The sequence below is a fragment of the Bradyrhizobium canariense genome (assembly GCF_019402665.1).
Classification (GTDB): Bacteria; Pseudomonadota; Alphaproteobacteria; order Rhizobiales; family Xanthobacteraceae; genus Bradyrhizobium; species Bradyrhizobium canariense.
The window spans coordinates 386,394-399,236 of the sequence record NZ_VSST01000020.1; the positions used below are offsets into that span (position 1 = coordinate 386,394).

Below are 12,843 nucleotides of genomic sequence, written 5' to 3' on the forward strand. Positions count from 1 at the left end.
TCAATAGGCCGATGCATCGCCGAATCACCGGAAAGCTGGTCATCGCGACCCATAATCCCGGCAAGCTCGCCGAGATGAAGGAGCTGCTTGCGCCTTACGGCATCGAGGCGGTGTCGGCCGGCGAATTAGATCTTCCGGAGCCGGAAGAGACCGGAAACGATTTCCGCAGCAACGCCGCGATCAAGGCGATCGCGGCAGCGCAGGCGACCAAGCTGCCGTCTTTCGCCGATGATTCCGGCATCGTGGTCGACGCGCTCGACGGCGCGCCCGGCATCTACTCGGCGCGCTGGGCCGGGCCGAACAAGGATTTTGCCGCGGCGATGGCGCAGATCGAACGGCTGTTGCAGGAGCGCGGCGCGACCACGCCCGCCAAGCGCAAGGCCCATTTCGTTTCCGCGCTGTGCGTTGCATGGCCCGACGATCATCTCGAAGAGGTCGAGGCGCGCGTCGACGGCACGCTGGTGTGGCCGCCGCGCGGCACCGCCGGCTTCGGCTACGACCCGATGTTTTTGCCCGATGGCCACAGCCGCACGTTCGGCGAGATGGAGAGCATCGAGAAGCACGGCCTGCCGCCGCTCGGTCTCGGCCTGTCGCATCGTGCCCGCGCCTTCGTGAAACTGGCGGAGATCTGCCTTGAGCCGCGCTAAGGAAGCCTTCGGCGTCTACGTGCACTGGCCGTTCTGCCTGTCGAAGTGCCCCTATTGCGACTTCAACAGCCATGTCCGTCACGCCGCGATCGACGAGGCGCGTTTTGCGTCAGCATTCGCGCGCGAGATCGCTGCGACCGCCGAGCGCGCGCCTGGCCGCGAAGTCACCTCGATCTTTCTCGGCGGCGGCACGCCATCCCTGATGCAGCCTGCAACCGTCGGCGCTGTGCTCGACGCCATCGGCAAGCACTGGACCGTGGCGAAAGACGTTGAAGTCACGCTGGAGGCAAACCCGACCAGCGTCGAGGCCACGCGCTTCGCCGGTTATCGCGCCGCCGGCGTCAATCGCGTCTCGCTCGGCGTGCAGGCGCTCGACGATGCCTCGCTGAAAGCGCTCGGCCGCATGCACAGCGCGCGCGAGGCCCTCGATGCCGTCGCCATCGCGCGCCGCTCGTTCGATCGTTATTCGTTCGACCTGATCTACGCCCGTCCCGACCAGACGCCGGCGATGTGGGCCGATGAATTGCGTCTCGCGATCGGCGAGGCGGCCGAGCATCTGTCGCTCTATCAATTGACGATCGAAGAAGGCACGCCGTTCTTCGGCCTGCATCAAGCCGGCAAGCTGAAGACGCCGGATGAAGCGGTCGCACGCGCGCTCTACGACGTCACACAGGAAACCTGCGACAAGCTCGGCCTGCCCGCCTACGAGATTTCAAATCACGCGCGGCGGGGCGCCGAGTGCCGGCACAATCTGGTCTACTGGCGCGGCGAGGAATATGCCGGCATCGGCCCCGGTGCCCATGGCCGGCTCGACATCGACGGCATCAGGCACGCGACCGCTACCGAGAAGCGTCCCGAAGCCTGGGTGATGCGGGTCGAGACCAACGGGCACGGCGTCGTCACCGACGATCTCCTCAACAGCGAAGAGCGCGCCGACGAATTTTTGCTGATGGGGTTGCGCCTCGTCGAGGGCATCGACCCCGAGCGCTACCGCGCGCTGTCAGGCCGCTCGCTCGATCCCAAGCGCATCACGCTGCTGCGCGAAGAAGGCGCGATCACGGTGGATGCAACGGGACGGCTGCGCGTGACCAGCAGCGGTTTTCCGGTGCTGGACGCGGTGGTCGCGGATCTGGCGGCGTAGCGAGCTGTCGTAGGGTGGGCAAAGCGAAGCGTGCCCACCATTTTTACCACATGTGCAGAAAGATGGTGGGCACGGCGCGCAAAGCGCGCCTTTGCCCACCCTACGGCACCGTCATCTTGAACTACGCCCCAAAACTCTTCGGCGAGCCCGCCACGGCCACGCCGCCGCCCGTCGTGACCTTCATCACCGCGAGGCCGCGCTCGTTGGTGCCGTCGGCGCGGAAGCGGAACAGGCCGTCAATGCCGGCAAAGCCGGACGGATTGGTGAGCACGTCGGATGAGAAGCGCGTCGTGCCTTGCGTGCGCGCCAGCGCGGCGACCAGGGCGACGGCGTCATAGGCGAGCGTCGCGGTGCGCACGGGCTCCGCGCCATATTTGGTGCGATAGCGGCCGGAGAAGGCGCGGAAGCCGGCCGGGTCCGGCGCGGCGTAGAGGCCGCCTTGCAAGCTGGAGCTGGCATAGACGCGCGGGCTGTCCCACAGGCCGGTACCGAGCAGCTGGATATTGCGCAGATTCGCCCCCGCCGCGCTCATCGCATCGGCGACCGCGACGACGGCGTCGCCGTCATCGGCGATGAACAGCGCATCGGCGCTGCCGAGCTGCTGCGCCACGGTCCGGGCCGGCGTGGCGCGATCGGCGCCGTATTTCTCGAACGCAACGATGCGCCCGCCGCGGCGCGGCACGGCCGCCTTCACCGCGGCCTCGACCACGTTGCCATAGGCATTGTCGGGCACGAGCACGGCGACGGAGCGCTTTCCGATGCTGGCGGAATATTCGACGATGCGATTGACGTCGGACTCCGGCAGGAAGCTCAGCAGATAGACACCGCGCCCGGCAATGCTGGAATCAGTCGAGAACGCCATCACCGGGATGCCGCGCGTGCGCGCGATCTGCGCCACCGCAGGCACCGATTGCGCGAACAGCGGCCCCAGGATGATTTCGGCGCCCTCGTCCACCGCCTGCTGCGCACTGGCCTGCGCGCCCTGCGGGCTGCCATTGTCGTCCTTGATCAGGAGCTGGATGTTGGGATTCTGGAACTCGGCCAGCGCCATCTCGGCGGCGTTGCGCATCGACTGCGCGGCGAGGCCGGCATTGCCGGATGCCGAGAGCGGCAGGATCACGGCAACCTTCACCCCGCCGGTGCCGGCGGTCGTCGCCTGTTGCGGCGGGCCGGCCGGCTGGGCCGGAGGCGGGGAGGAGCTGCTGAACGGATTGGAGAACTGGCTCAGGCTCTGCTGCACGCCGGCGCAGGCCGACAGCAGCGGCGCGCCGAGCAACAGACCGAGCGCGCTTCGCCGGGTCGCCCCTGACATCAGGGGCCCCTGAACGGGAGACTCCTCCGAAAAGGAGGATCTGGGATCACGTGGGCCCGTCATGACAGTTTCTCTTCCGACCGACCGTCGCCAGCCGGTCACGACATTCTTTCCACGACACCGGCCATGGATTCAGGCATATTGTCGGCAAATAGTTAACTCAAACAAAAGGATAATGCCCGCTTAACGCGGCTTCCTCTCAAGTTCTGGCTAGCTGTCCGCCGTCCGTCACCCAGCATCAAGGCGGCGTTTCCGCCACGAATATGGCGCTGACGCTTCATTCCCTGCGGTATGTGATGCCGAATGGATCACATTCCAGTCCTTCCTCGCCCCTTGTCGCCCCTTGCCCAGGCACGATCTTTTTTCGGGGACCGGTTCCCAGCTCCGGGGATCATGCCTAAGTTCGTTTGATTATGCGCGCAAAGCCGTCCCCGATAAATACACCCGAGATCACGGAGCCCGCCTCGCGCGGTTTCTCCATCGACGCCCATCGGCTTGTCGCGCCGAAGGCCGCGTCGGGCCTGCACCTGGTCGCGACCCCCATCGGCAATCTCGGCGACATCACGCTGCGGGCGCTGCAGACCCTCGCCGGGGTCGATGTCATCGCCTGCGAGGACACCCGCATCACGCGGCGTCTGACCGAGCGCTACGACATCTCCGCGCAGCTCAAGCAATATCACGAGCACAATGCGGAAGCGGCCCGTCCGAAGATCCTGGAACGGCTGTCGCAGGGCGGCTCGATCGCGCTGGTGTCGGATGCCGGCACGCCGCTGATCTCGGACCCCGGCTACAAGCTGGTGCGCGAGGTCTGCGCCGCCGGCCACGCGGTCTACGCGCTCCCCGGTCCGTCCTCGGTGCTGGCGGCGCTGTCGGTCGCCGCGCTGCCGACCGACCGCTTCTTTTTCGAAGGGTTTTTGCCGGCCAAATCGGCGGCGCGACGATCTCGCCTGACTGAGCTTGCGCGCATCGATGCGACGCTGGTGATGTTCGATTCCGGCAACCGCGTGCAGGACACGCTCGCCGAGCTTGCCGAGATCATGGGGAGCCGCGAAGCCGCGATCTGCCGCGAGCTGACGAAACTGCACGAGCAGATTTCGCGCGCCACGTTGCGTGAGCTCGCGCGCGGCGCCGACACGCTGGAGACGCGCGGAGAATTCGTGCTGGTGATCGCTCCGCCTGCGGCGGATGCCGAGATGCTGACATCGGATGCGCTCGACGGTGTCCTGCGCGAGCAGCTCGCCGCGAACAGCGTCAAGGATGCGGTGGCGCATGCGGTCGCGCTCTCGGGCCGGCCGCGCCGCGATGTCTATGCCCGCGCGCTCGAGCTTGCCAAGGAGTTGCGGGGCGGCGATGGCGAAGGCTGAGGTCCCGACGGAACCGAAAATCGCCTCGCCCGAGCGCGTCGCCGCGTTTCGCACCGGCATCTCCGCGGAAAGCCGCGCCGCGGCCTATCTCATGGCCAAGGGCTATCGCATCCTCGCCAAACGCTACCGCACGCCGCATGGCGAGATCGACATCGTGGCGCGCCGCCGCAATTTGATCGCCTTCGTCGAGGTCAAGGCGCGCGCGACGCTGGACGACGCCGCCTTCGCGGTGACGCCGCGCCAGCAGCAGCGCATCATCGATGCCGCGCAAGGCTGGCTCGTCGCGCATCCCGAGCATGCGGAATTTGAAATGCGATTCGATGCCATGCTGATTGCGCCGCGGTCACTTCCACGCCATGTGTTGGCGGCATTCGACGCCTCGACCTGAAAGGCAGACCATGAAACTGAACGTCGCCGTCCAGATGGACCCCATCGCCCGCATCAACATCAAGGGCGATTCCACCTTTGCGCTGCTCCTGGAGGCGCAGAAGCGCGGCCACGGCCTGTCCTATTACACGCCCGACAAGCTCTCGATGGTCGGCGAGGAGATCGTCGCTCCGGTTCAGCTCCTCACCGTGCGCGACGAGCCCGGCAATCATTTCACCCTGGGCGAACCCAGGCGCGAGGCGCTCAACGGCTTCGACGTGGTGCTGCTCCGCCAGGATCCGCCGTTCGACCTCGCCTATATCACCTCGACGCACCTTCTCGAACGCATCCATCCGAAGACGCTCGTCGTCAACGACCCCGCCTCGGTGCGCAACGCGCCGGAAAAGCTGTTCGTGATGAACTTCCCGCAGCTGATGCCGCCGACGCTGATCTCGCGCGACCTCGACGAGATCAACGCGTTTCGCGACAAGCATGGCGCCGTCGTGATGAAGCCCTTGCACGGCCATGGCGGCGCGGCGGTGTTCCGCGTGATGCCGCAGGACATGAATTTCGGCTCGCTGTTCGACATGTTCTCGGTGACCTTCAAGGAAGCCTGGGTGATCCAGCAGTTCATCCCCGAGGTCAAGCACGGCGACAAGCGCATCATCCTGATCAACGGCGAGTTCGCCGGCGCGGTGAATCGCGTGCCGGCCGCCGACGACCTCCGCTCCAACATGGTGCGCGGCGGCGCAGCGCAGGAGACCGAGCTTACGCCGCGCGAGCGCGAGATCTGCGCCACCGTGGGCCCGGCGCTGCGCGAGCGCGGGCTGTTGTTCGTCGGCATCGACGTCATCAACGGCAATCTCACCGAGATCAACGTGACCTCGCCGACCGGCGTCCGCGCCATCGCGCGGCTCGGCGGACCGGACGTTGCCGCAAAGCTCTGGGACGTGATCGAGCAGAAGCGGGCGAGGTAGGCATCGGCTTGTAGCCTCAATGTCGTCCTGGCGAAAGCCAGGACGACAGCGGTGATGTGGCGCGTTGTTTCCATCTCACTGCATGCCGGCACCAAGCATCACCTCACCCATCACTAACTACCCATTCACCATGACGCGGCGCGCATCATTCGAACGCACGGGCCGCGGCTGCGTGAAACTACGGGGCCAGTGGCCGAGCGGCTAACGCGACGTTCACCATCTGCCGAAAGACCACAGCGCGGGCGTCGATCACGTTCGGCCTCGCAACACCGCTTATACTTTTACTGCCTACTCATCGACACGGGGAACCCGCCAGGTGCGGTTCGAGTGCCCCGCGTAAGAGTAGAAGCGTATGAACACCGCACGCATTGTCGTTCTCGTCATCGCACTGGGCGCCGGCGGCGTCGCTGCGTATCTGGCGAGCGGCTATGACAACAAGCCCGCGCCCGTTCTTCCTGTCGCCGAAAAGCTGCCGACGGTCGAGGTCCTGGTCGCCAAGAACGACATCCAGCTCGGTCAGGCCGTGAAGCCCGAGGACCTGCAATGGCAGGTCTGGCCGGCGGCGACCGCGAGCAGCGCCTTCATCCGCCGCGACAACAGGCCCGAGGCGCAGATCCAGATCGCAGGCTCGATCGCACGCGTGCCGTTGATGCAGGGCGAGCCGATCCGCGAGCAGAAGCTGGTCAAGGCCGACGGCTCCGGCTTCATGGCCGCGATCCTGCCGTCGGGCATGCGCGCGGTCTCCACCGAGATTTCAGCCGAGACTGCCGCCGGCGGCTTCATCCTGCCGAATGACCGCGTCGACATCGTGCTGACCCGCCGCTTGAAGAATCCTGACGGGGCCGGCGGTAACGACCTCATCCTGTCCGAAGCGATCCTGACCAATATCCGCGTGCTCGCGATCGACCAGGCGCCGAAGGAAAAGGACGGCCAGAACGCCGTCGTCGGCAGGACCGTCACGCTCGAGCTCAAACCCGACCAGGTCGCCGCGCTATCGGCAGCGCGCCAGGGCGGCACGCTGACACTCGCGCTGCGCAGCATCGTCGATGCCAACTCGGTCGACAGTACGCCCGAGGACCAGGCGAGCAAGCGGTCCGCCGGGATCAACGTGATCCGCTACGGCGTACAGGCGCGGCAACTGACGTCACAGAAGTGATGGGGACATGATGAACTATGGGGATGATCGGACGGGCATGCGCATTCGGGGGAATTGCGCGCGCTCGTTCTGGACGGGGACGATGCTGATCCTGGGGCTCCTCGCAGCCCCCGATGTCGTCAGCGCTGCAGAAGCGCCGGTCGGCGACCAGGCGCCGATGCAGGCAGCGGATCTCGATGTGTCGCCGGTCGGGACGATCACGCCGGCGAAGACGCGCTTCCTGTCGCTCGGCGTCGGCAAGTCCGCCGTCATCGACCTGCCGCGCGACGTCAAGGATGTGCTGGTCGCCGATCCCAAGATCGCCAATGCCGTGATCCGCTCGGCCCAACGCGCCTATATCATCGGCGGACAGGTCGGCCAGACCAACGTCGTGTTCTTCGCTGCCGACGGCCAGCAGGTGGCCGCCTACGACATCGCGGTGAAGCGCGATCTCAACGGCATGCGCACGGCGCTGCGTCAGGCGCTGCCGGGCGTGCAGATCGAAGGCGTCGGCGACAGCGTGATGCTGACCGGCTCGGTGTCGAGCCCGGTCGAGGCCCAGCAGGCCGGCGACGTCGCCGCCAAACTGGTCGGCGGCTCCGAGAAGGTGGTCAACAACATCGTCGTGCGCGGCCGCGACCAGGTGATGCTCAAGGTCGTCGTCGGCGAAGTGCGCCGCGATATCGTCAAGCAGCTGGGCGTCGATCTCAGTGCCAGCCTGAACGCCGGCACCGCGGTGGTGAACTTCAACAATTCCAACCCGTTCTCGGTCAGCGGCGGACCGATCGTCAGCAACAACGGATTAGGTGTGGCCGGCATCACCAAGGGCTTCGCGACCGTCAGCGCCACGATGCGCGCGATGGAAAGCGCCGGTGTCATGCGCACGCTCGCCGAGCCGAGCCTGACCGCGATCTCCGGCGAATCCGCCACCTTCATCGCCGGCGGCGAATTCCCCATTCCGTCGGGCTACGCCTGCGATCCCGTCACCCACGTTTGTACCACCCAGATCACCTACAAGAAGTTCGGCATCTCCCTGAACTTTACCCCCGTCGTACTGAGCGAGGGCCGGATCAGCCTGCGCGTGATGACCGAGGTGTCGGAGCTGTCGAACCAGAGCGCCATCACGGTGACCCAGGCGCTGTCCTCGAGCTCGAGCAACTCGATCACCATCCCCTCGATCCAGACCCGCCGCGCCGAAACGACGCTGGAAATTCCCTCGGGCGGTTCGATGGCAATGGCCGGCCTGATCCAGCAGCAGACCAAACAGGCGATCAACGGCCTGCCTGGCGTCGACCAGGTGCCGATCATCGGTGCGCTGTTCCGCAGCCAGGACTTCGTCAACAACGAGACCGAGCTGATGGTGATCGTGACGCCCTATGTGGTGCGCGCGGTGGCTCAGAAGGAACTGTCCCGGCCCGACGACGGCTTCGCGCCGGCCTCTGACGCCCAGACGGCGCTGCTCGGCCGCATGAACCGCCTCTATGGCATCGCGCGCCGCGTCGATCCGATCGCGGGCACGCCCGGTGATTTCGGCTTCATCATCGACTGATGACGAACGGACGACTTGGGGCAAGCGGCAGAGACGGGCGAGAGACGGGGCACGAGGGGATGAAGCGATGACGAAGACCATGGCCGATCGACGTCGCAGGTTGAGCGTCGCGCTGGCGCTGACGGGGCTCTCCGTCATGTTGGGCGCCTGCAACACCACCGGCGAGATCGTCACCCAGACGGTGCCGACCGACTATCGCCAGCGTCACCCGATCGCGGTCGAGGAAGCCAAGAAGTCGATCGTGATCTTCGTCGGCAAGGCTCGCGGCGGCCTCTCGTCCGCGCAGCACGCGGACGTCGCCGGCATTGCCCGGGACTGGGTGCGCGAAGGCACCGGCTCGGTCGTCGTCGACGTCCCCGCCAACGCCGCGAATTCGCGGGCGGCGGCAGCGACCTATCACGAGATCCGTTCCGTCCTCGCATCCGTCGGCGTGCCCTCGCGTGCCATCGTCCAGCATCCCTATCGGCCGGAGGATCCCGGACTACTGCCCACCATCCGCCTGAGCTATTCCCGGATCGCCGCAGTCGCCGGCCCCTGCGGGTTGTGGCCGGAAGATATCGGCCCCTCCATCCTCGACCCCGGCTACAACGAGAACCAGCCCTATTTCAATCTGGGCTGCGCCAGCCAGCGCAACCTCGCGGCAATGATCGACAATCCAGCCGACCTCGAGCAGCCGCGGTCCGAGACGCCAGCCTATAACGCACGGCGTGACATCGCCTTCGAGCGCTATCGCAAGGGCATGCCGATCGCGACCACCAATTCAGACGCCGACAAGGCCAAACTCAGCGATACAGGCAGATGACACGCGTCCACGACGAAGAAGCGGACGATCCGCAGCACCCCGAGGAACACATTGCGCCGGTTCCTCGCATCTCGGTGCAGGCCTTTTGCGAGACCGAGCAGACGCTCGCCGCGGTGACCGCGGCCGGGCAGGATCGCCGTCTCGCCAAGGCGCACCTCACCGCCAAGGACGGCGGCCTCGCGGCGGCCATCGAAGTCTATGAAACGATGCCGACGCCGAATGTTATCGTGATCGAATCCGACGGCACGCGCGACATTCTCGAGGGCCTCGACGATCTCGCCGGCGTCTGCGATCCCGGCACTCGCGTGGTGGTGATCGGCAATCCCAGCGACACCGCGCCCTATCGCGAGCTGGTCCGCCGCGGCGTCAACGACTATGTGGTGGGACCGGTCGAAACGCTCGACGTCGTCCGCTCGATCTGCAGCCTGTTCTCGGCGTCCGAAACCATCATCACCGGCCGCGTCATCGCGGTGGTCGGCGCCAAGGGCGGTGTCGGCGCTTCCACCGTCGCGCACAATGTGGCCTGGACCATCGCCCGCGACCTCGCGCTCGATTCCGTCGTGATCGATCTCGACCTCGCCTTCGGCACCGCGGGCCTCGACTACAATCAGGACCCGGTGCAGGGCATCGCCAATGCCGTGCTGTCGCAGGATCGGCCGGACACGGCCCTGATGGAGCGCCTGCTCTCCAAATGCACCGAGCGTCTCAGCCTGCTTGCTGCGCCTGCCACCCTTGACCGCGTCTACGATTTCGGCGCGGAGGCCTTCGATGCGGTGTTCGACACGCTGCGCATGACGACGCCCTGCATCGTGCTCGACGTTCCCCACCAATGGTCGGGCTGGACGCGGCGTGCGCTGGTCAACGCGGACGACATCGTGATCGTGGCCGAGCCCGATCTTGCGAACCTGCGCAACACCAAGAACATGCTGAACGTGTTGAAGGCGGCGCGGCCGAACGACCGGCCACCGCTCTACTGCATCAACCAGGTCGGCATGCCCAAGCGGGCGGAGATCGAGGTCAAGGCATTCGCCAAGACCATGGAGAGCCAGCCGATCGCGGTGATCCCGTTCGATTCGAAGCTGTTCTCGACCGCGGCCAACAACGGCCAGATGATCGCGGAGGTCTCCAAGAGCCACCGCACCACCGAGCTGTTCCAGAACATGGCGAACCGCCTCGCCGGGCGCGGCGAGGTGAAGAAGCCGAAGCGCTCGCTGCTCGGGCCGCTGCTGAAGAAGCTGAAGGGCAGGTCGGGGCGCGCGTCAGCCCCGCATCGCAAGGCGTCCTGAGCAAGGCTTCCTAAGCAAGGCTTCCTGACGCGCGCGGGCGGGTTACTTCTCCGCCCGCTGCTGCTTCTTCACCAGCAACTGCCGCAGCGCTGTGACCTTTGCCGCCGCTTGATCCGGCGGCAGGTCCGCCTTCACGATGGTTTCGGCCTCGGCCTGCTTTCCTTCCAGTCCCAGCACGAGCGCGAGATTGGCGCGCACCCGGAGATCGGCGGGATTGCGCTCGTGCGCGCGGCGCATCGTTTCCTCTGCCCGCGGCAGATTGTTCTGCAGCATGTAGGACAGTCCGAGATTGGACAGCACCGACGGTTCGTCCGGCACGATTTTCAGTGCGGCGGCGTAGTATTGCTGCGCCTCCTCGTTGCGACCGAGCTGATCGAGCGCGGCGCCCTGCGCCGACAGGATATGCCAGTCGGGATCCTCGGGCGAATGCGCGCGACCGAGGACGTCGAACGCCTGCTGGAAACTGCCGCTGTCGGCGAGCGCGCGGCCATAGCCGGCGAGCAGCGCCTTGTTGCTGGAATGGGCAAGCACGGCCTGCTCCAGCACCGCGAGCGCCTGCGCGCGCTGGCCGGTCTGGCGCAACGCCTTGCCATATTCGAGCGCGACGTTGGGATCGCCAGGCTTGGCGCGATAGCGCTCGCGCAGCGCGTCCATGTCCGGCCTCACGTCTGGCTTGGCCTCGGCCCTGACAGCCGTGTCCGATTTTCCGCCGAGCGCGCCGGTGATGTCCTCGATGCCGGTGGTCTGACAGCCGCCCAGGGCCAAGATCAGAAGTGCGGAAAACAGATATCTCGCCGGAGGAGAGGCGACGGACAAACGCTTGGACATACTCTGATCACTCGGCGACTGATCAGAGATGCTTACCGATTAACGCTAAAGTCCCGTTAAGGCGGGGCGCTTCCGAAAGCTCAGTCGGTGAATTCAGCGCCGAACTCGCAGCCGATGCGCCAGCGCAGGCGGCACTGCCGGGAATAGTCGGGCGCGAAGATGATGGTGAATTGCGGCGGCACTTCCAGAAATTCCGCCACCACTTTCACGCCGCCATCCGAAATATCCGTGATCGTGCAGTCCCGCGGCAGCGAACCCGCGCCAAAATGAATCTTGGCGAGCCGCGTGCACATCCGTCGTTCGCTTCTCCGGCGATTTGCAAGCATCTGAATTATTCACCCGTTAGACCACGGCCCATCCCGCAGCCTAGGAGTAGCGGACATTCGTTGGAATGTGCTGAGCAGAGCAGCTTGCATTCGAGGCGTAGTGTCTTCGACGTGTTTACGATCGGTTAAGGCCTTCCGGCCCTCTCGACCCGTTCCCGTATTGTTCTTGCAAGAACTGGCCCGCTCTGCTACCCCTAATTGTGCAAAAGGGCAGGCTGGTTCGGGCATGGTTCAGCGGGTTTCTACCGTCGCCTTTGAGGGGATCGAGGCCCGTGCGGTCGACGTGCAGGTGCAGGTCGCGCCCGGTCTGCCGGCCTTCGCAATCGTCGGTCTCCCGGACAAGGCGGTGTCGGAGGCGCGCGAGCGGGTCCGCTCGGCGCTGATCGCCTCTGGGCTGGCGCTGCCGGCGCGCAGGATCACCGTCAATCTCGCGCCCGCCGATCTGCCCAAGGAGGGCAGCCATTATGACCTGCCGATCGCGCTCGGGCTGATGGGGGCGATCGGCGCGATCCCCCCGGATGCGCTGACCGGCTTCACGGTTCTGGGCGAGCTTGGCCTCGACGGATCGATCGCACCGGTGGCCGGTGTCCTTCCCGCCGCGATCGGCGCCAATGTGCGCGAGGAGGGGCTGATCTGTCCGGCGGCTTGCGGCTCGGAAGCGGCATGGGCGAGCCCGGACATCCAGATCATCGCCGCAAGTTCGCTGATCCAGATCGCCAACCATTTCAAGGGAACGCAGGTGCTGTCGCGGCCGGTGCCGAAGGTACACGAAGCCGCCGCCTCGCCGCTCGACCTGCGCGACATCAAGGGCCAGGAGAGCGCCAAGCGGGCGCTGGAGATCGCGGCCGCCGGCGGTCATCACCTGCTCATGTGATTGCTTCAGTGCCCACGACGGGCTAACTGGAGACAATCATGAACCGCATCACCACCGCAGCCAGCCACCGGATCGTTGCTGCTGCCATCAAGTGCAGCTGGGCCGTACAGGCCGCAGGGGAACGCAAGCAAGCCCTTGGAGAGCGCATGGAGACTTGGGCGCACCGCTTAGCCGTCCGGTGGGGCTGCGTCGATACCGTACTCGCCACGGTCACCAGCGAAGCCCTGAGCCGCTGA

Annotated in this window: 13 protein-coding genes and 1 pseudogene; 11 read left to right on the forward strand and 3 right to left on the reverse strand. The window is 66.1% G+C overall.

Translation table 11 applies throughout. The annotated features are described in order from the left end of the window. Nucleotides 1-11: 11 nt before the first annotated feature. Both rdgB and hemW read left to right on the forward strand, forming a co-directional pair. Nucleotides 12-647 carry an RdgB/HAM1 family non-canonical purine NTP pyrophosphatase gene (gene rdgB / locus FXB41_RS12595; RefSeq protein ID WP_219681935.1) on the forward strand — a complete coding sequence of 212 codons (636 nt, stop codon included), beginning with the start codon at nucleotides 12-14 and terminating at the stop codon, nucleotides 645-647. Continuing rightward, complete coding sequence (gene hemW, locus FXB41_RS12600; protein WP_219681936.1) at nucleotides 634-1,788, forward strand: radical SAM family heme chaperone HemW; 1,155 nt, start codon at nucleotides 634-636, stop codon at nucleotides 1,786-1,788. Before rdgB ends, hemW begins: the two co-directional genes overlap by 14 nt. Nucleotides 1,789-1,909: 121 nt before the next feature. Here the strand turns inward: hemW and FXB41_RS12605 are convergent, their stop codons facing one another. After that, a complete protein-coding gene (locus FXB41_RS12605; RefSeq protein ID WP_371261329.1) occupies nucleotides 1,910-3,163 on the reverse strand; it encodes a penicillin-binding protein activator in 1,254 nt (417 codons plus the stop codon). A gap of 350 nt (nucleotides 3,164-3,513) precedes the next feature. Here FXB41_RS12605 and rsmI point away from each other — a divergent pair, with 350 nt between their 5' ends. The 7 genes from rsmI (at nucleotide 3,514) to FXB41_RS12640 (ending at nucleotide 10,579) form a co-directional block, all read left to right on the forward strand. After that, nucleotides 3,514-4,464 (forward strand): 16S rRNA (cytidine(1402)-2'-O)-methyltransferase, encoded by a 951-nt coding sequence (gene rsmI / locus FXB41_RS12610; RefSeq protein ID WP_219681937.1) that lies wholly within the window; start codon nucleotides 3,514-3,516, stop codon nucleotides 4,462-4,464. Beyond that, complete coding sequence (locus FXB41_RS12615; RefSeq protein ID WP_007598474.1) at nucleotides 4,451-4,852, forward strand: YraN family protein; 402 nt, start codon at nucleotides 4,451-4,453, stop codon at nucleotides 4,850-4,852. The genes rsmI and FXB41_RS12615 overlap by 14 nt, the downstream gene beginning before the upstream one ends. A gap of 10 nt (nucleotides 4,853-4,862) precedes the next feature. Next, nucleotides 4,863-5,807, forward strand: coding sequence for a glutathione synthase (gene gshB, locus FXB41_RS12620; protein ID WP_219681938.1), 945 nt, complete (start codon nucleotides 4,863-4,865; stop codon nucleotides 5,805-5,807). Nucleotides 5,808-6,159: 352 nt separating this feature from the next. Further along, the gene (gene cpaB, locus FXB41_RS12625; protein WP_007598472.1) at nucleotides 6,160-6,963 is read left to right on the forward strand and encodes a Flp pilus assembly protein CpaB; all 804 of its coding nucleotides are present in this window, start codon (nucleotides 6,160-6,162) and stop codon (nucleotides 6,961-6,963) included. Nucleotides 6,964-6,973: 10 nt separating this feature from the next. After that, nucleotides 6,974-8,491 carry a type II and III secretion system protein family protein gene (locus tag FXB41_RS12630; RefSeq protein WP_219681966.1) on the forward strand — a complete coding sequence of 506 codons (1,518 nt, stop codon included), beginning with the start codon at nucleotides 6,974-6,976 and terminating at the stop codon, nucleotides 8,489-8,491. Nucleotides 8,492-8,558: 67 nt separating this feature from the next. Beyond that, nucleotides 8,559-9,293, forward strand: coding sequence for a CpaD family pilus assembly protein (locus FXB41_RS12635; protein WP_219681939.1), 735 nt, complete (start codon nucleotides 8,559-8,561; stop codon nucleotides 9,291-9,293). Then, nucleotides 9,290-10,579, forward strand: coding sequence for a CpaE/TadZ family protein (locus FXB41_RS12640; RefSeq protein ID WP_007598467.1), 1,290 nt, complete (start codon nucleotides 9,290-9,292; stop codon nucleotides 10,577-10,579). Before FXB41_RS12635 ends, FXB41_RS12640 begins: the two co-directional genes overlap by 4 nt. Nucleotides 10,580-10,621: 42 nt before the next feature. Here the strand turns inward: FXB41_RS12640 and FXB41_RS12645 are convergent, their stop codons facing one another. After that, on the reverse strand, nucleotides 10,622-11,407 hold the full coding sequence (locus FXB41_RS12645; RefSeq protein WP_007598466.1) for a tetratricopeptide repeat protein: 786 nt from the start codon (nucleotides 11,405-11,407) through the stop codon (nucleotides 10,622-10,624). A gap of 80 nt (nucleotides 11,408-11,487) precedes the next feature. Continuing rightward, on the reverse strand, nucleotides 11,488-11,733 hold the full coding sequence (locus FXB41_RS12650) for a PilZ domain-containing protein (RefSeq protein WP_007598461.1): 246 nt from the start codon (nucleotides 11,731-11,733) through the stop codon (nucleotides 11,488-11,490). Nucleotides 11,734-11,959: 226 nt separating this feature from the next. Between FXB41_RS12650 and FXB41_RS12655 the strand changes: the two are divergent. Both FXB41_RS12655 and FXB41_RS12660 read left to right on the forward strand, forming a co-directional pair. After that, nucleotides 11,960-12,604: pseudogene (locus FXB41_RS12655) on the forward strand (magnesium chelatase domain-containing protein); the annotation flags it as partial. 41 nt (nucleotides 12,605-12,645) lie between these two features. Beyond that, nucleotides 12,646-12,843, forward strand: a complete 198-nt coding sequence (locus FXB41_RS12660; RefSeq protein WP_219681940.1) for a hypothetical protein — start codon at nucleotides 12,646-12,648, stop codon at nucleotides 12,841-12,843.